Origin of the sequence: Roseibium sp. MMSF_3247, from assembly GCF_030733765.1 — a bacterium.
In the GTDB taxonomy this organism is placed as follows: domain Bacteria; phylum Pseudomonadota; class Alphaproteobacteria; order Rhizobiales; family Stappiaceae; genus Roseibium.
Window position 1 is genome coordinate 443,262 of the sequence record NZ_JASHII010000004.1, and the last position, 25,341, is coordinate 468,602.

The 25,341-nt window shown below is 56.0% G+C and carries 20 protein-coding genes and 1 pseudogene; 14 read left to right on the forward strand and 7 right to left on the reverse strand.

Features of this window, described 5'->3' with window-relative positions; all coding sequences use genetic code 11:
* Positions 1–39: 39 nt before the first annotated feature.
* Positions 40–921, reverse strand: a complete 882-nt coding sequence (locus RBB44_RS15995) for a hypothetical protein (protein ID WP_306148674.1) — start codon at positions 919–921, stop codon at positions 40–42.
* Between the two features lie 291 nt (positions 922–1,212).
* Here RBB44_RS15995 and RBB44_RS16000 point away from each other — a divergent pair, with 291 nt between their 5' ends.
* Positions 1,213–4,143 (forward strand): valine--tRNA ligase, encoded by a 2,931-nt coding sequence (locus tag RBB44_RS16000; protein WP_306148675.1) that lies wholly within the window; start codon positions 1,213–1,215, stop codon positions 4,141–4,143.
* 176 nt (positions 4,144–4,319) lie between these two features.
* Positions 4,320–4,829 carry a DUF2155 domain-containing protein gene (locus tag RBB44_RS16005; RefSeq protein WP_306148782.1) on the forward strand — a complete coding sequence of 170 codons (510 nt, stop codon included), beginning with the start codon at positions 4,320–4,322 and terminating at the stop codon, positions 4,827–4,829.
* Positions 4,830–4,908: 79 nt separating this feature from the next.
* Here RBB44_RS16005 and RBB44_RS16010 read toward each other — a convergent pair whose 3' ends face one another.
* Complete coding sequence (locus tag RBB44_RS16010) at positions 4,909–5,577, reverse strand: alpha/beta hydrolase (protein ID WP_306148676.1); 669 nt, start codon at positions 5,575–5,577, stop codon at positions 4,909–4,911.
* A gap of 287 nt (positions 5,578–5,864) precedes the next feature.
* Between RBB44_RS16010 and RBB44_RS16015 the strand changes: the two genes are divergently transcribed.
* From RBB44_RS16015 to tenA, 8 genes are all read left to right on the forward strand, one after another.
* Positions 5,865–7,034 carry a cysteine desulfurase family protein gene (locus RBB44_RS16015; RefSeq protein ID WP_306148677.1) on the forward strand — a complete coding sequence of 390 codons (1,170 nt, stop codon included), beginning with the start codon at positions 5,865–5,867 and terminating at the stop codon, positions 7,032–7,034.
* A 106-nt stretch (positions 7,035–7,140) separates the two neighbouring features.
* Positions 7,141–8,613 carry a Fe-S cluster assembly protein SufB gene (sufB, locus tag RBB44_RS16020; protein WP_133947191.1) on the forward strand — a complete coding sequence of 491 codons (1,473 nt, stop codon included), beginning with the start codon at positions 7,141–7,143 and terminating at the stop codon, positions 8,611–8,613.
* A gap of 59 nt (positions 8,614–8,672) precedes the next feature.
* Complete coding sequence (sufC, locus tag RBB44_RS16025; protein WP_133947193.1) at positions 8,673–9,428, forward strand: Fe-S cluster assembly ATPase SufC; 756 nt, start codon at positions 8,673–8,675, stop codon at positions 9,426–9,428.
* A gap of 13 nt (positions 9,429–9,441) precedes the next feature.
* A complete protein-coding gene (sufD, locus tag RBB44_RS16030) occupies positions 9,442–10,761 on the forward strand; it encodes a Fe-S cluster assembly protein SufD (protein WP_306148678.1) in 1,320 nt (439 codons plus the stop codon).
* 105 nt (positions 10,762–10,866) lie between these two features.
* Complete coding sequence (locus RBB44_RS16035) at positions 10,867–12,123, forward strand: cysteine desulfurase (RefSeq protein WP_306148679.1); 1,257 nt, start codon at positions 10,867–10,869, stop codon at positions 12,121–12,123.
* A 12-nt stretch (positions 12,124–12,135) separates the two neighbouring features.
* Positions 12,136–12,531, forward strand: coding sequence for an SUF system Fe-S cluster assembly protein (locus RBB44_RS16040; protein WP_055670174.1), 396 nt, complete (start codon positions 12,136–12,138; stop codon positions 12,529–12,531).
* Between the two features lie 72 nt (positions 12,532–12,603).
* Positions 12,604–12,984: a Fe-S cluster assembly scaffold SufA gene (gene sufA, locus RBB44_RS16045; RefSeq protein WP_040450566.1), complete on the forward strand. Its 381-nt coding sequence runs from the start codon at positions 12,604–12,606 to the stop codon at positions 12,982–12,984.
* Between the two features lie 31 nt (positions 12,985–13,015).
* Positions 13,016–13,678: a thiaminase II gene (gene tenA / locus RBB44_RS16050; protein WP_306148680.1), complete on the forward strand. Its 663-nt coding sequence runs from the start codon at positions 13,016–13,018 to the stop codon at positions 13,676–13,678.
* Positions 13,679–13,714: 36 nt separating this feature from the next.
* Here the strand turns inward: tenA and RBB44_RS16055 are convergent, their stop codons facing one another.
* The 3 genes and pseudogenes from RBB44_RS16055 to parE form a co-directional block, all read right to left on the reverse strand.
* Entirely contained in the window at positions 13,715–14,794 is a 1,080-nt protein-coding gene (locus RBB44_RS16055; protein ID WP_306148681.1) for a GGDEF domain-containing protein, read from the reverse strand.
* Between the two features lie 464 nt (positions 14,795–15,258).
* A pseudogene (locus tag RBB44_RS16060) lies at positions 15,259–16,345 on the reverse strand (DEAD/DEAH box helicase); the annotation flags it as partial.
* A 327-nt stretch (positions 16,346–16,672) separates the two neighbouring features.
* Positions 16,673–18,748 carry a DNA topoisomerase IV subunit B gene (gene parE, locus RBB44_RS16065; protein WP_306148682.1) on the reverse strand — a complete coding sequence of 692 codons (2,076 nt, stop codon included), beginning with the start codon at positions 18,746–18,748 and terminating at the stop codon, positions 16,673–16,675.
* Between the two features lie 595 nt (positions 18,749–19,343).
* On the opposite strand from parE, the gene RBB44_RS16070 reads away from it, so the two are divergent.
* Positions 19,344–20,201 carry a tetratricopeptide repeat protein gene (locus RBB44_RS16070; RefSeq protein ID WP_286189940.1) on the forward strand — a complete coding sequence of 286 codons (858 nt, stop codon included), beginning with the start codon at positions 19,344–19,346 and terminating at the stop codon, positions 20,199–20,201.
* A 152-nt stretch (positions 20,202–20,353) separates the two neighbouring features.
* On the forward strand, positions 20,354–20,497 hold the full coding sequence (locus RBB44_RS16075; protein WP_166672641.1) for a hypothetical protein: 144 nt from the start codon (positions 20,354–20,356) through the stop codon (positions 20,495–20,497).
* 305 nt (positions 20,498–20,802) lie between these two features.
* On the opposite strand, the gene xth is transcribed toward RBB44_RS16075, so the two are convergent.
* Together xth and RBB44_RS16085 are read right to left on the reverse strand one after the other, a co-directional pair.
* Positions 20,803–21,585: an exodeoxyribonuclease III gene (gene xth / locus RBB44_RS16080; RefSeq protein ID WP_306148683.1), complete on the reverse strand. Its 783-nt coding sequence runs from the start codon at positions 21,583–21,585 to the stop codon at positions 20,803–20,805.
* A gap of 135 nt (positions 21,586–21,720) precedes the next feature.
* Complete coding sequence (locus tag RBB44_RS16085) at positions 21,721–22,062, reverse strand: iron-sulfur cluster assembly accessory protein (protein WP_133947213.1); 342 nt, start codon at positions 22,060–22,062, stop codon at positions 21,721–21,723.
* Between the two features lie 129 nt (positions 22,063–22,191).
* Here RBB44_RS16085 and RBB44_RS16090 point away from each other — a divergent pair, with 129 nt between their 5' ends.
* Together RBB44_RS16090 and argS are read left to right on the forward strand one after the other, a co-directional pair.
* The gene (locus RBB44_RS16090; protein WP_306148684.1) at positions 22,192–23,430 is read left to right on the forward strand and encodes a deoxyguanosinetriphosphate triphosphohydrolase; all 1,239 of its coding nucleotides are present in this window, start codon (positions 22,192–22,194) and stop codon (positions 23,428–23,430) included.
* Between the two features lie 99 nt (positions 23,431–23,529).
* Positions 23,530–25,299, forward strand: a complete 1,770-nt coding sequence (gene argS / locus RBB44_RS16095; RefSeq protein WP_306148685.1) for an arginine--tRNA ligase — start codon at positions 23,530–23,532, stop codon at positions 25,297–25,299.
* Positions 25,300–25,341: the final 42 nt, after the last annotated feature.

Genomic DNA, 25,341 nt, shown 5'->3' on the forward strand with positions numbered 1-25,341 from the left:
TTCACCGGCTTGGTGTGTGGTTTTGCCGAGGATGGCAGGTTACTCGGGTTCACCGGAGAACTTATGCCAGTAATAATCGGGAAGTGCAGCCGTTTCCGGGGTCAGATTGGGGTTGTCGAAGCGGAGTGGCCGACGACTGTCGAGATGGAGTTCCGCGAAGATCTCCCGGATCATCGGGTGTGTCCGGAAGTACTGGATGAAACTGCCGTCCTCATATGCGGTCACCAGGCCCGTTTCGATGATCTCAGCAAGATCTTCGTTGTGCTTGCCGGTGAAAAAATAGAACGGAAACCGGTCGTAGATCAGGACGACTTCCTGCTCGATGTCATAGTCCAGTTGGCTGTATTCCGTCCACTCGCTCAGAATTTCCACTGAAGCTCGTGGAAATGCATCGGCGTCCGCCGAAGCGATCATCGGATAAAGATGGCTTTTCCGAGCAGTCTTTACCGTCAACCCGGCGCCTTCAAGGATCGCAATGTCTCCCCAGTCGATGCCTTGAAGGAACGTCATGTTCTGGAGGTCGCCGACCGTGTTGACCGATAAAAACTTGTCCTGGCTGCCTTTTGGAATCGCGTTGATCCGGGCACCAATCAGACCGCGCACCAGTGGGACGCGGATCGGCAGAGCAATCTCTTCGTAGTGCTTTGAAGTGCCCGCCGCATAGAGATTGAACTCCGAACTCGCCGGGTCAGTGAGTTTTTCCATCACTTCTACAGCGGTGAGGTCTTTGGAATTTTCTGGCAATACGATCTTGAACGGTCGGTCCTGTTTGGAGAGGGCAAGCTCCAGAAGCGGGACCGTGTATTCCGGGATAGAGGCAAGCTGCGGCAGGCGTATTTCAATCGTCTGGTCGGCGGCTGCCGGCCCTGCGAAAAACAGTGTGGCCATCAAACCGATGATACCGCATCTGGGTATCGTCATTCGAAGCTCCTTCCCGGTGCGCAGCAAGCGCAGGTGTCGTACACCGGATTAGACGACGAAATTTCTACTCAAAACCTAATTCCAGCTGAGAAACCGAACAAGCAACCTTGGGTAATGGGCTATTAGATCCTCGTGCCGAGCATCGATTGGTTCGAACGACACAATCGTTTACGGCCTTGGACGGGATAGAAGCGCCGGACCATACCTCTTAGGCGGTTGACTTGCAGGGCGGCTTCCGATTTACACGGGAACTCACGATTTTCTGGACAACTTCCCCATTGAGTGACCCTGATGCTGGATAAGACCTACGATGCGGCCAGCGTTGAGCCGCGGATTTACGAAACCTGGGAAAAGGCGGAGGCCTTCAAGGCCGGAGCCGGTGCCAAGGATGGCGCCGATGCCTTCACCATCGTAATTCCGCCACCGAATGTGACAGGCTCCCTGCACATGGGCCATGCGCTGAACAACACGCTGCAGGATATCCTGGTCCGCTGGAAGCGCATGCAGGGCTATGACGTTTTGTGGCAGCCGGGCACCGACCACGCGGGCATTGCAACGCAGATGGTTGTTGAGCGTGAGCTTGCCGCGGACAACAAGCCAAGCCGCCGGGACATGGGCCGGGAGGCCTTCATCGAGCGTGTATGGGAGCAAAAACGGAAGTCCGAAGGCACGATCCTAGGTCAGCTGAAGCGTCTTGGTGCATCCTGTGACTGGAGCCGCACCGAGTTCACCATGTCGCCGAACCTCTCGGACGCTGTCCTGAAGGTCTTTGTCGATCTCTACAAGCAGGGCTTGATCTACAAGTCCAAGCGGCTCGTCAACTGGGATCCGAAGTTCGAGACGGCGATTTCCGATCTGGAAGTCGAGAACATCGAAACCGATGGCCACATGTGGCACTTCAAGTACCCGCTGGCCGGTGGGGAAACCTATGAGTATGTCGAGAAGGATGAAGACGGCAACGTCACGCTGCGCGAGACGCGCGACTACATCTCGATCGCGACGACCCGCCCTGAAACAATGCTGGGCGACGGCGCCGTTGCCGTTCACCCGGGGGACGAGCGCTACAAGCCGATCATTGGCAAGCTCTGCGAAATTCCTGTCGGGCCGAAGGAACACCGCCGCCTCATCCCGATCATCACCGATGAATATCCGGATCCCGATTTTGGCTCTGGTGCGGTGAAGATCACCGGTGCGCACGATTTCAACGACTATCAGGTCGCCTTGCGTGGCAAGATCCCGATGTACCGGCTGATGGACACGCAAGGGGCCATGCGGGCCGATGGCGCGCCCTATTCTGAGGAAGCGAAAAAGGCGCAGGCGATCATCGACGGCGCCGAGATGACGATCAACGAGATCGACGAGATCAACATCGTTCCCGATGAGCTGCGCGGTCTTGACCGGTTTGCCGCCCGCAAGCGTGTGATCGACCAAATCACCGCGGAAGGCCTCGCTGTAATGGTCCCTAGCGACCATCCGGACGTTGCCTGGATGAAGGGCAAAGCGCCGGAGTGGGACGACAAGGGCAAGGCCAAGGTCCAAAAACTTGGCGACGACGAGGAAGGTCCGGCAGCTCTGCCAATGGTCGAATCCAAGAAGATCATGCAACCGTTCGGCGACCGCTCAAAGGTCGTGATCGAGCCGATGCTCACAGATCAGTGGTTCGTTGATGCCAAGACGCTGGCGGAACCAGCGCTGAAGGCAGTTCAGGACGGGGACACAAAATTCGTTCCGGGCAACTGGGACAAGACCTACTACAACTGGCTGAACGACATTCAGCCTTGGTGCATTTCGCGCCAACTCTGGTGGGGCCACCAGATCCCGGTTTGGTACGACGAAGAGGGCAACGAATACTGCGCGATGAGCGAGGAGGAAGCCGTCGAAATGTCAGGCGGCAAGACCTTGAAGCGCGACGAAGACGTGCTCGACACGTGGTTCTCGTCCGCGTTGTGGCCGTTCTCCACGCTTGGTTGGCCGCATGAGACGCCGGAACTGGAGCGTTACTACAAGACGGACGTCCTGATCACCGGCTTCGATATCATCTTCTTTTGGGTCGCCCGGATGATGATGCAGGGCATCCACTTCATGAAAGAAGTGCCGTTCCACACCGTCTACATCAACTCCATCGTGGTCGACAAAAACGGGAAGAAGATGTCCAAGTCCTTGGGCAACGTTCTCGACCCGCTGGATCTCATCGCGTCTTATGGTGCGGATGCAACCCGCTACGCGCTGGCGAGCCAGGAAGTGCAGGGACGCCGGACGTTGCGCATGTCGGATCAGGCAGCTGAAGGTGGTCAGCGCTTTGCGACCAAGCTCTGGAACGCGGCCCGCTTTGCGGAATTGAACGGCTGCGGCCGGGTTGACGGGTTCGACCCGTCGACTGCGAGCCATACACTCAATCGCTGGATTGCGACCGAAATGGGCAAGTGCATTGCCGAAGTCACCAAGGCGCTTGAAGACTACCGCTTCAATGATGCCTCCGGCGGCGTCTATCGGTTCACCTGGAACACATTCTGCGACTGGTACCTGGAGCTCGCCAAGCCGATCTTCAACGGGGATGACGAGGCGGCGAAGGCCGAGACACGCGCAACGGCTGCCTGGGCGATCGACGAGATCCTGAAAGTGTTGCATCCGTTCATGCCGTTCCTGACCGAAGAGCTTTGGGAGCGGCTGGGCGACGAGGGCCAGAAAGCGGACAAGCTGTTGATGCTAAGCGCGTGGCCGAAGCCGCTGGTCAGTGATGAGACGGCTGCCGGGGAGATCAACTGGTTGGTTGATTTGATCTCTGAAATCCGCTCGGTCCGTGCGGAAATGAATATACCGGCGGGTGCCAAGGTTCAGCTGGTTGTTGTCGGGGCAAATGACCTGACCCAGAGCCGGATTGCAACCCATGAACCTGCGATCCAGCGTCTGGCGCGTGCCGAAGACATTTCGATGGCCGCAGCGGCTCCTGCTGGATCTGCGCAGATCATCATCGGCGAAGCAACGATCTGCTTGCCGCTTGCCGGCGTGATCGACCTTGCCGCTGAAAAAGCCCGTCTTTCCAAGGAGGCCGGCAAACTGGAGGCTGACATCTCGAAGATCGAGAAGAAGCTTTCCAATCCGAAGTTTGTTGAGAAGGCCCCGGATGAGGTGGTTGCCGGTGAGCGGGAGAAAGTTGCTGAGTCCAAGGAAAAGCTGGACAAGATCAACGTTGCTTTGAGCCGGCTTGCCGAAATCGGCTAATATAGGCCGTACATTCTGTTGGATAGACGGCCCGGATGCGCTCGTTGCCGCGTCCGGGCCGCATTTCAATGGTAGCGCCCGGTCCCCAGGCAGGGATAGGATTGAAATTGCGAATCTGGTCGGAGCTGATGCCCCACGTGTTTTTTGATGGTCGAACTGTTTTAAAGCCTGCCGCAATGGTATTCGGGCTCGGGTTGCTTGCGTTTCAGCCGCAGGCTGCGCTCGCGCAGGCCGAATCGGAAAAAATCGAAAACCCGGTGGCCGTCTTTTCAGGTCTCGACAAGATTACGGGCCGGATCATCAACTTCGACGTCTATATAGGCGAAACGGTTCAGTTTGGCGCCCTTCAAGTGACACCGCGGGTCTGCCACACCCGTCCGCAAACCGAGTCGCCGCTGACGACCGGCTTTGTGCAGGTCGACGAAATTACCTTGAACAATGAGGTCCGCCGGATCTTTTCAGGCTGGATGTATGCGGCAAGCCCGGGTCTTCATGCGGTTGAGCACCCGGTCTACGACATCTGGCTGACCGACTGCCGCCTGGCATCGAAAGTCCCACCGCCGGAGGATTATGACGGCCCGCCGATCAAGGGTGTTGTTGCAGAAGGGGAAGACCCACTTGCAGGTCCTGATGATGGCGTCGATACAGGGCCAGGTATTCCGCGCGCCAAGCCGTTTCAGGGATAAATCTCGAACTTGGTTGGTATTTGACCAACAAAAAACCCGCCGGTTTGGCGGGTTTTTCATTTTCTGAGTAAATTAGAAATCAGTCGACGTCGACATAATCGGCAGGTGTCAGACCAAGGCGGCCATCGACGTAATCGCCGCAATTGTCGATCAACGTGTCCATGTCGTTTTCAAAGAAATGGTTCGCGCCCGGGATCGTCTGGTGATCGATGACGATGCCCTTCTGGGTTTTCAGCTTGTCGACAAGCGTCTGAACGTCCTTTTGCGGCACAACCTTGTCCTGCTCGCCGTGAATGATCAGGCCGGAGGACGGGCAGGGCGCCAGGAACGAGAAGTCGTGCAGGTTTGCCGGCGGGGCAACGGAAATGAAGCCTTCCACTTCCGGGCGGCGCATCAGGAGCTGCATGCCGATCCACGCACCGAATGAAAAGCCCGCAATCCAGCAGGCGCGGGCATCGGGATGAACAGTCTGGACCCAGTCGAGCGCAGCAGCTGCATCAGACAACTCGCCCTGTCCATGATCGAATGAACCCTGCGAACGGCCAACGCCGCGGAAATTGAAGCGCAGAACCGCGAAGCCGCGCCGGGCGAACATGTAGTACATCTGATAAACAATCTGATTGTTCATCGTGCCGCCGAACTGGGGGTGCAGGTGCAGAACCAGGGCGATGGGAGCGTTGCGCTTTTTTGCGGGATGGAACCGGCCTTCCAGCCGGCCGGCGGGACCGTTGAAGATCACCTCAGGCATGAAGCGATTTATCCTTGTGTTTTGACGGCAGCCGAACGGCCGCCGGTGAATTCGGTTCTATACGTGGTTTCCCGTAAGTCTAAACTTGACTCTCAAGCTCCAAGTTTCTAGAACCTTGTTTAGAATTATTCGAAAGTTCGTGCCGCCGCTGAAATGGCGACACTCGGTTCGACCGGTTGTCGCTGTTATCGTCATCACGGCGGAAAATTTCAAGTTTTTCGAACAGATGCTTGAAAATTGTACGGATTTTGGAAGCCAAACGTATCCAGTTTCACCGAAGAGGTGTCATGTCCCGCCGCTCCGACCCGGTTTATCTCGATCACAACGCAGGTGCGCCCATGCGTCCTGACGTGCGTGATGCGATGATTACCGTGCTTCAGGACGCCGGAAATGCCTCTTCCGTTCACACCCATGGCCGGAAGGCGCGGGGCAGGATCGAGGAAGCCCGCGAAGCGGTGGCCCGCCTGTGCGGTGCCAAAACCCGGGCTGTAACCTTTGTGTCTGGTGGTACGGAAGCCAATATGACGGCGCTGGCGCCTGCGTGGCAGGATCAGGGTGCTCCCGTCTATCTCGACAAGTTGTTCCGCAGCGCGGTCGAGCACCCGTCCGTTGTGACCGGCGGACGTTTCCCCGTGATGGATCAGGTGGTTGTTCCAGTTGATTCGAATGGCGTGGTCGATCTCGGCGCGTTGGAAGGCCTGATCAAGGATGCCGCGCCGAGCCTGATTTCGGTCATGGCGGCAAACAATGAGACTGGGGTCATCGAGCCGCTCACAGACATTGGCGCGCTGGCTGCGAAATACGGTCACTTTTTCCATGTCGACGCGGTTCAGGCAGCCGGCCGGATGCCGATTGACATTGGAACCTGGGGCGCGGATGTCATCACGCTGTCCGCGCATAAATTTGGTGGCCCGCAAGGCATGGGCGCTGTTGTGGTTCGGTCCACTGCCCGTGTACCGGCGCCGCTGATGGTGGGCGGGGGCCAAGAAAACTGGCGTCGGGGCGGTACGGAAAACGTCTCCGCGATTGCCGGATTTGGCATTGCGGCGCAGGCGGCTCTTGAGGATGCGGCCGATACATCCCATTTCGTCGCCTTTAGGGAAAAACTCGAAGATGGCTTGCGGGCAGTTTGCCCGGAGACAGTCATCTTCGGTGAGGGCACAGACCGCTTGGTCAACACTGTTTGTTTCGCCGTTCCCGGCATAGCAGCTGAAACCGCACTGATCGCTTTTGACTTGGAAAGCGTATCTGTTTCATCGGGGTCTGCTTGTTCGTCCGGAAAGGTTTCCGTGTCGCATGTTCTGACCGCGATGGGTGTGGATGAAGATACGGCGCGCGGCGCACTCAGGATCAGCATGGGCTGGGACACGGGCCCACGGGAAATCGACCGGTTTTTGGAGGTTTGGCCGAAGATCGTCGACCGGCTGAACCCGGAAGCACGCCACAAGGCTGCGTGAGGAACGAAATCTGGTGGGAAACCGCCATCACACCTTGGGCCGCAGTTCGCGGCACATGGACATGCAAAAGACGCGGACACGTCCGTCCGCATAATGGAGGCAAGCGATGCCAGCTGTACAGGAAACCATCGACCAGGTGAAAGCCATCGATGTTGACCAGTATAAATACGGCTTTGTAACCGATATCGAGTCGGAAAAGGGTGCCAAGGGTTTGTCCGAGGAAACCATCCGGTTCCTGTCGGCGAAAAAAGACGAACCCGAGTGGATGACCGAGTGGCGCCTTGATGCTCTGCGCCGCTTCCAGCAGATGGAAGAGCCGGATTGGGCGCGCGTCTCCTACCCGAAGATCGACTTCGACGAGCTCTACTACTGGGCGGCTCCGAAGTCCGTCGAAGGCCCGAAGAGCCTGGACGAGGTCGATCCGGAACTCCTGGAAACCTATGAAAAGCTTGGCATTCCGCTGCGCGAGCAGGAAATCCTGGCAGGTGTCGCGCCTGAAAACCGGGTGGCTGTCGACGCTGTCTTCGATTCTGTTTCCGTTGTTACGACGTTCAAGGAAGAACTGAAGAAGGCCGGTGTCATCTTCTGTTCCATTTCCGAGGCGATGCGCGAGTATCCGGACCTTGTGAAGAAGTACATCGGGTCCGTGGTTCCGGTGACAGACAACTATTATGCGACGCTGAACTCGGCCGTTTTCTCCGACGGATCCTTCGTCTACATTCCGGAGGGCGTCCGCTGCCCTATGGAGCTGTCGACCTACTTCCGCATCAACGAGCAGAACACAGGTCAGTTTGAGCGCACGCTGATCATTGCCGACAAGGGCTCCTACGTTTCCTATCTGGAAGGTTGTACGGCACCACAGCGGGATGAAAACCAGCTGCACGCGGCGGTCGTGGAACTGGTTGCGCTGGACGATGCGGAGATCAAGTACTCCACCGTTCAGAATTGGTTCCCGGGCGACAAGGACGGCAAGGGCGGCATCTACAACTTCGTCACCAAGCGGGGCGATTGCCGCGGCAAGAACTCCAAGATCTCCTGGACCCAGGTCGAAACCGGCTCTGCGATTACCTGGAAGTACCCGTCCTGCATTCTGCGCGGCGACAACTCCCGTGGTGAGTTCTATTCCATTGCGGTGTCCAACGGTCACCAGCAGATCGACAGCGGCACCAAGATGATCCACCTTGGCAAGAACACGTCGAGCCGGGTGATCTCCAAGGGCATTTCCGCCGGCAAGTCGGAAAACACCTACCGCGGTCTGATTTCAGCCCACCGCAAGGCATCCAACGCCCGGAACTTCACCCAGTGTGACAGTTTGCTGATCGGTCAGGAGTGCGGCGCGCATACGGTTCCTTACATTGAAAGCAAGAACGCAACGGCACAGTTCGAGCACGAGGCGACCACCTCGAAGATCTCGGACGACCAGATGTTCTATTGCCTGCAACGCGGGATGAACGAAGAAGAAGCGGTGGCGCTGATCGTCAACGGCTTCGTCAAGGACGTCATCCAGCAGCTGCCAATGGAATTTGCTGTCGAAGCTCAAAAGCTGATCTCGATCAGCCTTGAAGGATCTGTGGGCTAAGCCCGCCTGAAAATTTGGTTTGGGCGACGACTGCCCTTTGAATGACAAGGAACATCTCAATGCTTGAGATCAAAAACCTGCACGCTCGCATCGCGGAAGATGAAACAGAAATCCTGCGCGGCATTGACCTTACCGTCAACGCTGGCGAAGTCCACGCCATCATGGGCCCGAACGGCTCTGGCAAGTCCACGCTGTCCTACATCCTGGCAGGCAAGGACGACTATGAAGTGACCGAGGGCGAGATCCTGTTCAACGGTGAAAACATGCTCGACATGGAGCCGGACGAGCGGGCGGCAGCCGGCATGTTCCTGGCGTTTCAGTACCCGATCGAAATTCCGGGTGTTGCGACCATGGAATTCCTGAAGACAGCGATGAATGCACAGCGCAAGGCGCGCGGTGAAGACACCCTGTCAATTCCGGACTTCATGAAGCGCGTCAAGGAAGCCGCGGCTCACCTGAACGTCTCCATGGACATGCTGAAGCGTCCGCTGAACGTTGGTTTTTCCGGCGGTGAGAAGAAGCGCGCCGAAATCCTTCAGATGTCTCTTCTGGAGCCGAAGCTTTGCGTGCTGGACGAGACCGATTCCGGCCTCGACATCGACGCTCTGCGCATCGTCTCCGAAGGCGTCAACAAGTTGCGCGGTCCGGATCGGGCCATGGTTGTGATCACACACTATCAGCGTCTGCTCGACCACATTGTCCCCGATGTTGTCCACGTGTTGTCCAAAGGCAAGATCGTGAAGACAGGCGACAAGGACCTGGCGCTTGAACTGGAGAAAAACGGTTACGCTGACATCATCAACGCAGCCGCTTGATAGGAGCCGCGACATGAACGCAAATGCACCCATCAGGAACACCCAGGCCGAAAGCGACCTGATCGACCGGTACGACGCGGCCAAGAGCGCACTCGCGGGCTCCGTTGCAGTCTCAGCCTTGCGCGATAGCGCGCTTGGCCAGATCAAGGACAAGGGCCTGCCGCACCGCCGCGTTGAGGAGTACAAATACTCCGATCTGCGCGCCTTCATGAAATCTGCCGCACCACTGGCAACCGCTGCCGACAGTTCCGCTGTCAAAGGCGTTCTGGAGGCCTCCGAGACATTTGGCGATCTGGCTCGTTTCAAGATTGTTGTCGCCAATGGCAGTTTTGTTGCAGAGCTGTCGGATGTTGACGCGCTCGCTGCAGAAGGTGTCACAGTCTCCAATCTCACGGATGCACTATCCAGTGACGAAGGCGCACAGCTTCTGAAGTCGCCCAAGACCGGACCGAATGACGGTTTGGTTGCGCTGAACACGGCTTTTGTTCAAGGCGGTGTGGTTGTCGCCGTGAAGGACGGCGCGGAAGTCTCCAAGCCGCTTGAGCTGGTTCAGCTGGCAACCGCAACCGGGGCACAGGTGGTCCGCAACAAGATCACGGTCGGCAAGGGCGCCAAGCTGCGTGTTCTGGAAAGCTTTTCAGGCGACACCGGTGCCGGTGAGATCAACACCGTGTTTGACTACGACGTTGCAGATAATGCATCCGTTGCAGCAACGCGGCTGATTGTCGGCAAGACCGATGCAGCGCGTCTTCTGACGACGATCGCAACGCTTGGAGCCGACGCCGAGTTCAAATCGCTTGGCTTCATCGCCGGGCCGCAATTCGTCCGGAACCAGCAGTTCATCAACTTCACCGGCGAAAACTCCGAGGCCAAGATCTATGGTGTTTCAATGGCCGGCGGGTCCGATCTTGCCGATCAGACACTGATCGTCGATCACGCTGTACCGCATTGTAACAGCCGGGAATTCTTCAAGACCGTGCTCGATGGTGAAGCCCGCGGTGTTTATCAGGGCCGGATCAATGTTGCTCCGCATGCCCAGAAGACTGACGGCGAAATGATGACCCAGGCGCTGCTGTTGTCCGAAACAGCGGAAATGGCGAACAAGCCGGAGCTGGAAATCTTCGCTGACGACGTTCTGTGTGCCCATGGTGCGACCAGCGGTCAGATCGATGAAGATCTTCTGTTCTATCTCCTTGCCCGCGGCATCCCGGAAGATGAGGCCAAGACGCTTCTCGTGCTGGCCTTCCTCTCCGAAGCCATTGAAGAGTATGGCGAAGATGACGTGACCGAAGGCCTGGAACAGCGGGTCCGCGACTGGCTGGCCGGTCACTGATGACGTGGTTGCGCGGATTGGGCAAATCCGCGCACACTCTTGTTTTCCGCCGGGTGATGAAGCATCTCTGCGGAAAAGGATTTTTGGAATAAGGAGCAGCGCCGCATGACGGTCGCAATCGCACAAGAGACCACGATATCGACGGCATACGATGTTGAGGCGATCCGCAAGGATTTCCCGATCCTTGCGCGCGAGGTCTATGGAAAGCCGCTAGTTTATCTCGACAATGGCGCCTCGGCGCAAAAACCTCAGGCGGTGATCGATGCGGTGACCAAGGCGTATAGCCATGAATACGCCAACGTCCACCGGGGCCTGCATTACCTGTCCAATACGGCGACTGACAACTTCGAAGAGGCGCGGGAAAAGGTTCGCCGTTTTTTAAACGCTGGTTCCGTCGACAATATCGTCTTCACCAAATCGACGACCGAAGCGATCAATCTTGTCGCCTACGGGCTTGGCGGGAAGTTCTTCGCAGAAGGCGATGAGATCGTTCTGTCGATCATGGAGCACCATTCCAACATCGTGCCTTGGCACTTCCACCGGGAGCGGCACGGGGCAAAGTTGAAGTGGGTCTATGTCCGTGAGGATGGCTCGTTTGATCTGGACGCGTTCAAGGACGCGTTGACCGACCGGACCAAGCTCGTCGCGATCACGCATATGTCCAACGTTCTTGGAACTGTTGTTCCGGTCAAGGAGATCTGCGAAATCGCGCATGAGCGCGGAATTCAGGTCCTCGTGGACGGCAGTCAGGCCGCCGTGCATATGCCAGTCGATGTTCAGGACATTGGCTGCGATTATTACGTCTTCACAGGTCATAAGGTGTACGGCCCGTCAGGCATTGGCGTGCTTTACGGCAAGCCGGAACGCCTGGAGGCGCTGCGTCCGTTTCAGGGCGGCGGCGAAATGATCCTTGATGTGACCGAGGACAACGTGACCTACAACGCACCGCCACACCGGTTCGAAGCCGGTACTCCGCCGATCGTTCAGGCGATTGGTCTTGGTGCTGCGCTGGACTACATGGATTCCATTGGTCGCGAGAACATTGCGCGCCATGAGGAAGATCTGAAAATCTACGCGCATGAAAAACTGCGCCAGATCAACTCGCTCCGGATTTTCGGCGACGCACCGGGGAAGGGGGGCATCATCTCATTTGAGATAGAGGGGGCCCACGCTCATGATGTCTCGACGATCATTGACCGGTCCGGCGTAGCGGTTCGTGCGGGCACACATTGCGCTCAGCCCCTCTTGGCAAAATATGGTGTAACCTCTACATGCCGGGCTAGCTTTGGAATGTACAATACGCGCGATGAAGTCGACGCGCTTTACGAAGCGCTCGTAAAGGCGCAGAGCTTCTTCGGGTAAGGACCGACGGACATGGATAACGCGACCACGATCGACACGAACGCAGCTGGTGAAGAGCTCCAGGCTGAGGTCAGCGCCCAAAGCGCGATCTCTCCGGCGGAACTCGACCGCCTGACGACGGACATCATCGGTGCTCTGAAAACCGTCTACGATCCGGAAATTCCGTGTGACATCTACGAGCTCGGCCTGATCTACAAGGTCGATATCGAAGATGACCGCTCGATCAACATCGATATGACCCTCACGGCGCCGGGGTGTCCCGTTGCCGGTGAAATGCCGGGTTGGGTTGAGAACGCTGTTGCCTCTGTTGCTGGTGTTGGCCCGGTGACTGTCGACATGGTCTTTGACCCGCCCTGGACGCCGGACCGCATGTCCGATGAGGCCAAGGTCGCGCTCAACTGGTATTGAGTTCTTCCCTTTGTATCCTTAAGCTGAGTTCCTATATCAGGTTAAACTCCTGAGACTGCTTGAGAGGACGTGATGGCTTCTGCCTCAAAATTCCAGGTCATGACATTGACCGATGCTGCCGCAGAACGGGTCTGCGAACTTGTCGATAACGCGGACAAGCCGGCATTGGGTTTGCGCGTCGGCATCAAAAAAGGCGGCTGCGCTGGTATGGAATACGCCATGGATCTCGTCGAAGAGGCGAGCCCCGGCGATGATGTGATTGAAGACAAGGGTGCAAAGATCTTTGTCGACCCGTCCGCCGTGCTTTTCCTTCTCGGAACGGAAATGGACTTTGAAGTGACCAAGTTCCGGTCGGGCTTCGTTTTCAAGAACCCGAACGAAGTGTCTGCCTGTGGCTGTGGCGAATCTGTGTCTCTTCAGGCAGCGGACCTCAGCGCCCATGCGCGGAACTGATTGACCAAACTCCAATTTTTCAGGTGATAGCGTGAAACTGTTTGAGCGGCTAAAGGCCGATGCGGCCCCGCAGTGGGCGTCTTATGTTGACCACGAGTTCGTTCGCAAGCTTGGCAGAGGGGATCTCCCGCTCAGCGCTTTCAAACATTATCTGGTTCAGGACTATCTTTTTCTGATTCAGTTTGCGCGGGCCTATGCGCTCGGCATTTATAAGAGCCCGACTGTTGGCGACATGCGTCAGTCACTTGAGGGCGTTAAGGCCATTCTGGATGTCGAGCTGGACCTACATCTGGAGCTTTGCGGCTCCTGGGGCATGACTCGCGAAAACATTGAAAGTGCCCCAGAAGATACGCCTACAATGGCATACACGCGCTTTGTTCTGGATGCAGGTATGTCTGGCGATCTCCTGGACCTGCAAGCAGCACTGGCACCGTGTGTAATCGGTTATGCGGAAATCGGCGCGACTCTAATCAAAGCAGGTACGGCCACCGACAGCAATCCCTACAGCCGCTGGATCCAGGAATATGGCAGCGATGCCTATCAGGACCTGGCCAAGGGGTTCGCTGAATGGATTGACGCCACCGGTGATGTCTACCTGACGGACGCGCGGTATCCGAGGCTTTTGTCCTTGTTCGAAAAGGCAAGCCGATTGGAAGCGGATTTCTGGCAGATGGGATTGGACGCGGCAGAATAAGTCCGGGAGATAGTTTCAGGAGATCGTCTTGAGTTGTTAGGCGACGTTTTCCTGGTTCTCTTTCATTTCAAGATCGTTTTCGGTTTTCACCAGGTTACGTCCAGCGTTTTTCGCCGCATACATTGCTTCATCGGCACGCGAGACAATAGTTTGCTCGTTATCGTCCGGTTTGTAGGCTGCAATACCGGCAGAAATCGTGATACGCCCAAGGTTTTCACCCGTCGAGCGCTTTACAAGTTCCTTGGCCATCACAGCAGCACGGATTTTCTCCGCAACTTCAACCGCTTCGTCCAACCCGGCATGGGGCAGGATGATCGCGAACTCCTCGCCGCCATATCGGCACGCAATGTCTTGGCTTGAAATGTTTTGTTTCACGGACAAGGCAACGAGGCGCAATACCTGATCGCCCGTCTGGTGACCGTAGGTATCGTTGAACTTCTTGAAATGATCGATGTCCGTCATCAACAAAGCAAACCCACGGCCACTCTCTATGGAGTTCCGGATTACCTTCTCGAGTGAGTTGTCGAAGTGCTTGCGATTGTTAAGGGTTGTCAGCTCATCAATCAGAGACTCATAGCGGATCGCTTCAAGCGAGGATTGCAAGTTCTCAATGTGCTTTTTTGATTCCAACAGCTGGCTTTCCAGCTTCCTGTTGGATGCAACCGCATTTTGGGTGGATTTGACCAGATGCGTTACATAAAGCTTCAGTTTGTCCGGATCGGTGATCCCGGAGATCTTAAGGCCGGCCTGCTCGAGAGCGGCACCGTAGTCGGATGTCGCATCAGCGCTTAGCTTCAGTGTTTCGACAATTTCTTCGACTTCGCGGGAAACTTTTGAACCGACATCATCGAGACGATCACCCAGCCGGGTTGGGGACAAGAAACGGCCGTACAGAGACAGCATCTCATCGGTGCTGATTCGGCCGTTTTCTTTTACAGCTTCGTTGATTGCGCGGTTGAGGCCTTGGTTGTATCCAGCAGAATAAGTGTACCAGAGTTCATAAGAGCGCGGATAAGCGGGTAAGTTGTTTTTCCTTATGTACCCGATCGCGGACTCACCGTACCCGATGGTCCTGATATGATCGTCCTTATCCGACATCAGTTTTCTCTCAGTCATGTCTTCTTCGGTGGCCACCCCACACGGCCCGAATTCTTGACATCCAAAATCTGACGTAACGTTTAAGGACGAGTTAAATATTTTGGTCGAGTCCCCGCTAGTTGGGGATTACGACGCTTTTTTAGCCCGCGGTTCGCGAAGCAGGAATGCCGGAATATGAACGCCTTCGCTAAAAGCTGGTGCGTTGTTGTCTTGCTTTTGCGGCTTGCTGCCTGATCTTTGAGAAATCTTTTGAACCCTGTTGCTTGAGCGTGTTTCTTCAACCTGCGTTTCAGCGGCCGGCTCTTCACTTTTTCGGCGTGACTGTCCACGCTTTTTCGGCGCTGGTTTGCTCTGGCTTGCGTCGTTATCGTTGCTTGAATCTGCCTTGGCCGATTTAGGCGAGCGGCGCTTGGCTTTGCGTTCCGCTGCAGCAGCTTCAAAGTCGATCGATTCGCCGATCCATTCGATCGACTGGTTTGTCAGCTCTTCAATCGCGCGCAAATACTTCTGATCGCTTTCCGTTACGAGCGTATACGCTGTACCGCTGCGGCCAGCACGTCCCGTGCGGCCGATCCGGTGAACGTAGTCTTCCGCATTGATCGGAACATCGTAGTTGAAGACGTGGCTCACTTCCGGGATGTCCAGCCCGCGAGCTGCCACATCACTGGCAACGAGAAGTTTGATCGCGCCTTTCCGGAAGTTTTCCAGCATCATCATGCGGGTGCGCTGGTCCATGTCACCATGAAGAGCACCAACGTTGTATTCGTGGCGCTCCAGCGACCGGAACAGCGTCGAGATATCGCGCTTGCGGTTGCAGAAGACAATCGCGTTCTGAAGGTCTTCAGCACCTTCCAGAAGTTCGCGCAAGGCGGCGCGTTTGTCGTAATCCTTGCCGCCAGCAGCCTTCAGCTGCTGTGTTACATTTTCGGACGTTGAAGAGGTTGGAGCCACTTCGATCCTTGCAGGGTTCTGCAGGAATGTTTCGGTCAGGCGCTGAATTTCCGGTGGCATCGTTGCTGAGAAGAACAAGGTCTGCCGCGTAAACGGGATCAGCTTGCAGATCCGCTCAATGTCCGGAATAAAGCCCATGTCGAGCATCCGGTCAGCTTCATCGATCACCAGGATTTCGACGCCCTGGAGCAGCAGCTTGCCGCGCTCGAAATGATCCAGCAGGCGGCCAGGCGTTGCGATCAGCACGTCGGTGCCGCGATCGAGTTTCTTATCCTGCTCGGCAAAGGAAACGCCGCCGATCAAAAGGGCAACGTTCAGCTTGTGGTTCGTACCGTATTTCTCGAAGTTTTCCTGGACCTGAGCGGCCAGTTCCCGGGTTGGCTCCAAAATCAGCGTGCGCGGCATGCGGGCGCGGGCACGTCCTTTTTCAAGAAGGGTCAGCATCGGTAAGGTGAAGCTGGCGGTCTTGCCGGTTCCGGTCTGTGCAATGCCGAGGACATCGCGCCGTTCCAGGACTTGAGGTATGGCACCTGCCTGAATGGCTGTTGGATCTTTATAACCTGCCGCATCAACTGCAGCGAGGACCTTCTCGCTCAGACCGAGAGTATTAAATGACATGGAGCGCTTTGCCCGAATGTTGTGATTTAATGGCAGCAGTTCGTCCTGAACTGCCCTTCGCCGATTTGGCCACACCCTACATTTGTTCGCTGGTGAGTCAATGCATTGGTGAGGTTAAATATCAGAAATGTTCAGTATTTCTCTTGTCGTTTTGCCAACTCAGTTAATGGTTGGTCCGAAATCATGCGCAATAAAACTAGGTATATGAGTGATCATACGCATAAAACTTCTACATCGCATGATTTCGTTGGCATTTAAGTTAAATGCGACTTGAATGCCTATCTTCCTATAACACTTTGAATCAATTGGGGTCTGCCCGCCTGAGCCTTAGATATCAAGGTCGTCGGCAAATTCAGCATTGTCCTGGATGAACCGGAAACGGGCTTCGGGTTTGTTGCCCATGAGCCGTTCAACTGTGTCATTGGTATCTGCAATGGCAAACTCGTCCACGCTGACTTTGAGAAGGGACCGCTTGGATGGATCCATGGTGGTTTCCTTCAGCTGAGCGGGCAGCATCTCGCCAAGACCCTTGAAGCGGCCGATTTCAACCTTCGATTTGCCCTTGAAGGCGCTCGCCAAGAGTTCGTCCTTGTGCATGTCGTCGCGTGCGTAGAGGGTCTTTCCGCCTTGGCTCAAGCGATAGAGTGGTGGCACCGCAAGATAGAGATGACCACCACGGATCAGTTCCGGCATTTCACGATAGAAGAACGTGATCAACAGAGAAGCGATGTGCGCGCCGTCCACGTCCGCATCGGTCATGATGACGATTTTTTCGTAGCGCAAATCCTTCTCAGCATAGCTGGAGCGGGTCCCGCAGCCGAGCGCTTGAATGAGGTCGGCAAGCTGCTGATTGGCGACCAGCTTGTCACGGCCTGCATTGGCGACGTTGAGGATCTTTCCGCGCAGCGGCAAGACGGCCTGGTTGGCGCGGTTTCGAGCTTGTTTTGCAGATCCGCCCGCCGAGTCTCCCTCAACGATGAAGAGTTCCGTTCCTTCCGATTGGCTGGTCGAGCAATCCGCGAGCTTTCCAGGGAGACGAAGCTTGCGCACGGCCGTCTTGCGGGCCACGTCTTTTTCCTGGCGGCGCCGAAGGCGTTCCTCGGCACGGTCGATTACCCATTCCAGAAGCTTGTTGGCTTGATTGGGCGAGGCGGTCAGCCAGTGATCAAAGGCATCGCGAACCGCCGTCTCGGCAACGCGTGTCGCTTCGTTGGTAGCGAGTTTGTCTTTGGTCTGGCCAACAAATTCGGGTTCCCGGATGAAGACCGAGAGCATCCCGCCGGCAGATGTCATGACGTCATCGCCGGTAATGATTGAGGCCTTCTTGTTGTTGACCAGTTCGCCGTAGGCTTTCAGGCCTCGCAGGAGCGCATAACGGAAACCGGCTTCGTGCGTGCCGCCCTCCGGGGTTGGGACGGTGTTACAGTAGGAATTGATGAACCCGTCGCCTGCAAACCAGCTGACGGCCCATTCGACCGATCCATGTTTGCCGGTCTTGTCGGTCCGGCCAGAAAAGACTTCCTCGACCACCCGCCGTTCCTTGCCAAGCCGTTCTTCCAGAAAGTCCCGCAGGCCGCCGGGGAAGTGGAAGACGGCCTCTGCCGGGGTTTCGTCCTTCTCTGAAATCAATTCTGGAGCGCAGTGCCAGCGGATTTCGACGCCGCCAAAGAGATAGGCTTTCGAGCGCGCCATCTTGAGCAAGCGCGCCGGCTGGAATTTCGCACCTTTTCCGAAAATCGTCTCGTCCGGCTTGAAGCGGACCATCGTGCCGCGGCGGTTTTGAGTATCGCCAATATGCTCCAGCGGTCCTTGCGGATGACCGCGACGAAAGATCTGACGATAGAGCTTGCGGCTTCGGGCCACTTCGACAACCAGTTCGTCCGACAGGGCATTAACGACGGACACGCCAACGCCATGCAAACCACCGGACGTTTCATAGACTTTGCTGTCGAATTTACCGCCGGCATGCAGGGTCGTCATGATGACTTCCAGAGCCGACTTGTCCTTGAACTTTGGATGCGGATCGACCGGGATGCCGCGGCCGTTGTCCGTAATGTTCAGGTAGCCATCTGCACCAAGGGAGACATCAATCCAGGTTGCGTGTCCCGCAACGGCTTCGTCCATGGAGTTGTCGATGACTTCAGCAAAAAGGTGGTGGAGGGCCTTTTCGTCCGTGCCGCCAATATACATACCCGGACGCCTGCGAACGGGCTCCAGTCCTTCCAAGACTTCAATATCGGCAGCTGAATAATCGCTGTTTTCGGCAGCAGCTTGTGACTTCTTTCGTGCCTCAGAAAGATCCGCAACAGGCGTCGGTGCAGGCTTGGGTGCTGGTGCCGGTTCCGACCCAACCGGATTGGAAACAGCTGCATTGCCTGCAAAAAGATCGTCTTTTCCGCTCATTGCGTATCGCCTGATGGGTACCTGGTTTTATTAAACTGCGCTGACCGCGCATCTGATCACGCCGGTCCTACACCGAATCATGATTCAGTTTGAAGTACAAACATAGAACAGCCAAGGAAATTGGCCAAAAGCCCCCGTTTTCCCCAGCGTTTAAGCTAATTGGCATCACTCGAGGCCTTTTGAAGATATGGAAACCGATCGTCAACCTGCGTGTGTTTCGATTGGGTCTTAGGAGGGGCGGCAAATTGTGCCTATTCAGCAACACTTGGCGGCAAAGTATTGCGGTGCCTTCATGGAACCGATTGATGCCCATGTTCGGCCATGATTGCAGTACACGAGTGGATCAACACGTAGCGCTCGGCACAAAAACAGATGCCAGGTTGCGCGATGGTTCAATGCGTTACGGCGGTTTTGCTGGGGCAGGGCGCGCAGCCCAACTAAGGCCTGATTGATCGCTCACATTTGGGACATCACGCAATCGTTTCAAGACGCATGGTGAGGTGTCAAACATTCAAGCATCAGCTTGGTGTAACAGATGAATGGGATATGTGCCCGTGACGATGAATATCGCTCGCGGGAGAATAGTGTGAACGGGATGTACAGCAAGAAGACACATCGTCAGCACTTAAGCGTCAGCGGGGCCGTTGTTGGCGCGCTCGCCTTGATGATGGCAACAGTGCCGTCAAAGGCGTTTGACGGCCAGCCGGCCGCGCCCGGACCGATCAATCCGTCGACCATGTCGCCCAATGAAGCTCTGCGCACTGGTGCCCGTCAGTATTACTCTGGTGATAAAACAGCAGCGATCTCGTCTTTGAAATATGCCGCAGAAAACGGGCAGACCATGGCTGCCTGGAAGCTTGGTGACATGTACGCCAAGGGCGACGGTGTGCAGGAAGATGACTACAAGGCGTTTCAATATTATAGCCAGATTGTCCGGGATCACGGCAATGACAGCCCAGATTCCCCGGATGCACCTTTTGTCTCCAGTGCCTTCGTAGCACTTGGCTCTTATTATCTGAGCGGCATCGATGGCGCCGTCATCAAAGATGAAGGACAAGCCCGCAGGATCTTTACTCACGCGGCATCTTATTACGGCGATGCAGCCGCCCAGTTTCATCTTGGGGAAATGTACCGGGAGACCAACAGCCGGATGGCGGTACGCTGGTATAATCTTGCTGCGCTCAAAGGCCATGTCGGTGCTCAGGCCAAACTCGGCGAAACGCTTTATTCTCTTGGATCTTCAGACAAGAAAAAAGCTCGGGGTTTGATGTGGTTGACTGTTGCCCGCAAACAAGCAACCGGCCAGGACACAACCTGGATCAACAACCTGCATGAGCAGTATTTTGCCGTCGCGCCGGAACCGGTTCGTGCAGAAGCACGGTCCCTGGCTGATACATGGATCGAAAACAACCGTCCGGATATGCTGACGGCTCAGCAGGTCCCAACGCAGTAATTTGCGCAACGCGGCTTTGACCGCGTGAAACCCTCCAGACACACAGCAACGACGTAGTGAAGACAACATCGCGCGCTTTCTGCAGGCGGTACCCAATGACGGTCAATCAAAGGATCGGTGTATCCGCCAATTCGTCCGGTGACGCCTGTTGAATGGGCGATACCTCCGGAATCTCGAGGGCTTGCGGGCAGGGGGCGTTGCTCATCTTCCAGGACGTATTGTTCAGAACCATCGAACATGTCGCCATTTTGGGGCTGGAGCCGCTGGACAAGCAGATGGAGTCGCCGATGCTGTAGTCCTCACCCTGATAACGGCACGTGCAAGGCACATTCGGTTTGGCCGTCTCTTGGGCTTGAGCTTCTGTTGAAACGTATTGAGAACCGCTCGACAAGACTGCCACAGTCAACGCGGCAAAGAGGTTTGGGGAGCGCAGCTTGAAGCAGCGCCAGGAGAAAAACCCGCTTTTCGCCGGTGCGGGTAAGTGGCCGTGGTCCGTTATCCCATTAATGAAAACATAGCATGCCGGCGAAGGATCGCAAACGGCATAGACCAGCCAATGTCTTCAATGCAGTGGATATAAAGGCACCGAGGGCATCGGCATTCAGGCGGCGAGCTTAACCCACACGGGAACATGGTCGGACGGTTTTTCCCAGCCGCGAACATGTTTGTCGATCCCGCAGCCGAGCATTTTGTCGTTCGCCTGCGGCGACATCAAAATGTGATCAATGCGGATGCCGTTGTTTTTCTGCCAGGCTCCGGCCTGATAGTCCCAAAAGGTGAACGTTTCCGGAGTTTCGGTGCACGCGCGGACGGCTTCTGTCATGCCAAGATGCGTAAGGGCGCGGAATTTCTGGCGGCTTTCGGGTTGAAACAGAGCATCGTCCGTCCAGTTTTCCGGATTTTTCGCATCGATCGGATCCGGGATGACATTGTAGTCGCCCAGGAGAATGAAGGGCACTTCTTCCGCAAGCCGCTTTTCCGTATGGATCAACAACCGGTCCATCCAGCCAAGTTTGTAGGGAAACTTTTCGGTCCCAAGCGGGTTGCCGTTGGGCAGATAGAGGCAACCGAATCGGACAACGCCCTCCCCGTTGGTCACTGTTGCTTCGATATAGCGTGCCTGTTCGTCGTCGTCGTTTCCTGGAAGCCGCCGTTCAACGTCTTCCAGAGGCGTTTTTGAGAGGATGGCGACTCCGTTGAAGCCTTTTTGCCCATGAGTTTCGACGTTGTAGCCGAGATCTTCAAACGGCTGGCGCGGAAAGTTTTCGTCGACCGACTTGATCTCCTGCAAACATGCAACATCGGGCGAGGCTTCTTTCAGCCATTCCTGCACTGTTTCCAGCCGTGCCTTCACGCCGTTGATGTTCCAGGTGGCAATTTTCATAACAAGTCTCCGCCGCTCTCTGCGCCGCATCATATGCGAAGGAGATCGTTTGTCGCCCACGTTCTGAACATATGCCCAGCCATTAACATCCGACCGGTTCGGTCTCCGAGCGAACAGCTTGGTTCAGCCAGGCTTTTAGATCGTGAAGCTCGTGCCGCAGCCGCAACCGGCAACTGCATGCGGATTGTTGATCTGGAAGGCCTGACCGATCAGATCGTCCACGAAGTCGATCTCTGAACCGCCCATATACTGCAAAGATATGGAATCGATCAGCACCGTCGCGCCGAGTTTCTCGATCACCAGATCATCATCCTCTTGTGCGCCGACCACATCGTATTTGTATTGCAGGCCCGAGCACCCGCCACCTTCCACGCTGACGCGCAGCATGCTGCCGGCAGCCTCTCCCGACAAAATCTTGGCAATGCGCTTGGCAGCGCGATCACTGACTGTTACTCGATTTTCAAGCGTTTCGGTCATCTTCTACTGACTCGCTGTGTCTGCGCCAATGTTAGCGCGACAAAATTGACTTAACCCGATAGTTAAGATCTCGAAGCACAAGCGTCAATAACTGGGCCAGTACCGGTGCGTTATTCAAGGGGGCGGGCAGTGAACGACAATTGGAAGAAAATCCAGGCAGACATCGGGTACGGGGCACAATCCCTTGCAGTCTATGCTCAAAACCCGTTCAAGAGCCGGGGGCGCCACTTTCCGGAGCCTGAAAGCCCGACCCGGACACCTTTCCAGCGCGATCGGGACCGGATCATCCATTCCTCGGCCTTTCGGCGTCTCAAGCACAAGACACAGGTCTTTGTGTATCACGAGGGAGATCACTTCCGAACCCGTTTGACGCACACGATTGAGGTCTCCCAGATCGCCCGGTCGCTCGCCCGGGCGCTGCGGCTGGATGAGGATCTCGCAGAGTGTCTTGCACTTGCACATGACCTTGGACACACACCTTTCGGCCATGAGGGCGAGGATGTCATGCATGAATGCATGGCGCCTTTTGGTGGCTTTGACCACAACGCCCAGTCCTTGCGTGTCGTAACGCATCTGGAGCACCGCTATGCGGAGTTCGATGGGTTGAACCTTGCGTGGGAAACTCTGGAAGGCCTGGTGAAGCACAACGGTCCCTTGGTGGATGAAACAGGTGCGCCGCTGGGTAAGTTCAAGGATGGCGAATTGCCCTTTGCGATCCGGGAGTATCAGAAACAGCAGGATCTGATGTTTGGAACCTGGCCGAGTGCTGAGGCACAAGCTGCGGCGATTGCAGATGACATCGCTTACGACGCGCATGATCTTGACGATGGACTTCGGGCTGGCCTGTTCGCGATCGACGACATGCGGGAGGTTCCGTTTCTGGCAGATATTCTTGCGGAAGTGGACCACAAGTATCCAGGCCTTGAAGAAACGCGGCGGATCCACGAGATCGTCCGCCGCAGCATTACCCGGATGGTGGAAGACGTTATTCAGGAGGGCGTGCGCAATATCAGCGAGTTAGATCCGCAAAGCGTTGAGGATGTGCGTTCGGCTGGAAAGTGTCTGGTCGGGTTTTCGCCAGCGATGACAGCGGCCGAAAAGGAAGTGAAACGGTTCTTGTTCGCACGGGTCTACCGCCATGAGGATGTTTTGTCGGTCCGCCGTCTTGTTGCCCGAGTCGTCAGGGATCTATTTGCTCGTCTTCTTGCCGAGCCGGACCTGATGCCGGCCCCTTGGGACAAGGGCTTGGAGAGCCTTGACGAGACCAGCAGAGCCCGGCGCGTGTGTGATTATATCGCTGGCATGACTGATCGTTATGCGATCGAAGAACATCGCAGACTGTTTGACGACACACCGGATTTGGGGTAGGCGCAGGGTCAAAAATCGGATCCCCGCCGCGCCAGAGGGCTTCTCGCTGGCGCGTGCGGGGCCGTTGTGTTTTAAGTTTCAACCCTGACCGGTGCCTGAATGAACATCTTTGCCGTGTTCACGCAACGCGTGAAAAAATGCCTCGAAGCGCTTGAGTTAAAAGGACCGGATGGCAATGCGCCAGATCTGTCCCGCGTTGTCGTCGAGGCACCTCGGGATCCGGCTCATGGGGACTTTGCGACCAACGCGGCAATGGTTCTTGCAAAGCCGCTCGGCATGAAGCCGCGTGATCTGGCGGAGCGTTTGGTTGCCGAGCTCTCAAAAGATCCGGAAATTACCGAAACCACGGTCGCTGGACCTGGATTTATCAATCTGCGGGTCGACCAGAGTGTCTGGCAGAAGATACTTGGGAGCATTCTTGCGGAAGGCCTTGGTTATGGCGGCACGAAGACCGCTGATCCTTCCAAGGTCAATGTCGAATATGTCTCTGCGAACCCGACCGGCCCGATGCATGTCGGACATATTCGTGGTGCAGTGGTTGGCGATGCGCTCGCCAATTTGCTGGCCTTTGCCGGCAATGAAGTGGTCAAAGAATACTACATCAACGACGCCGGTTCTCAGATCGACACGCTCGCCCGCAGTGCTTTTCTTCGCTACCGCGAGGCACTTGGCGAAGATATCGGCGAGATCCCGGCAGGCCTTTATCCCGGAGATTACCTCATCTCGGTTGGCGTGGCGCTGAAGGACGAATTCGGCAGTGATTTGCTCGATCAGGACGAAGCCGATTGGCTCCCGAAGGTCAAGCAACGGGCGATTGCTGCGATGCTGGATTTGATCCGCTCGGATCTCGCAGCGCTCGGTGTTGAGCACGAGGTCTTTTTCTCCGAACGATCCTTGCATGAACGTAGTGGCGGCAACGAATCAAAGATTGATCACATGCTCGATGGACTGCGGGCCAAGGGCCTTGTGTATGAAGGTACACTTCCACCGCCCAAGGGCCAGGTCCCGGACGACTGGGAAGATCGGGAACAGACACTTTTCCGGGCAAGCGATTTCGGGGACGATACCGATCGGGCGCTGAAAAAGTCAGATGGTTCCTATACATATTTTGCTGCCGACGTTGCGTATTTCGAGGACAAGTTCCAGCGCGGTTTCAAGGAAGCGATCTACGTTCTTGGTGCGGACCACGGCGGCTACGCCAAACGTTTGCAAGCGGTCGGCAAGGCTGTTTCCGGTGGCGATACCGACGTCATCGTCCGTTTCTGCCAGCTTGTGAAACTCATGCGCGACGGGGCGCCGGTGAAGATGTCAAAGCGGTCCGGTGATTTCATTACCCTGCGCGAAGTTGTCGATGAAGTTGGATCGGATCCTGTCCGGTTCATGATGTTGTTCCGGAAGAACGATGCGCCACTCGACTTTGACTTCAAAAAGGTAACGGAGCAGTCCAAGGACAATCCGGTCTTTTACGTTCAGTATGGCCATGCGCGCTGCTGCTCTGTCTTGCGGCAGGCCGCAGAAGAACTGTCCGGGCAAGACTTGAGTGATTCTGTACTCGCGGGTGCCGACTATTCCCTGCTTGATGACATCGGTGAGCTCGAATTGATCGGTAAAATGGCTGAGTGGCCAAAAGTTGTCGAGGCAGCTGCCGACACTCATGAGCCGCATAGAATTGCGTTTTACCTGCATGAACTTGCAAGTTCACTGCACGGTCACTGGAATAGAGGCAAGGAATTGCCTCATTTACGTTTTATTGATTCTAGTAACACGAAATTAACCGTAGCGCGTGTTGCTTTGGTTCGTGCAGTATCCTTGGTACTTTCGTCAGGCTTGGCGATTCTCGGTGTACAAGCTCCTGAGGAAATGCGCTGATATGCCTTGTGAGAAGTGATCAGGGTATATTGATAAAACGTA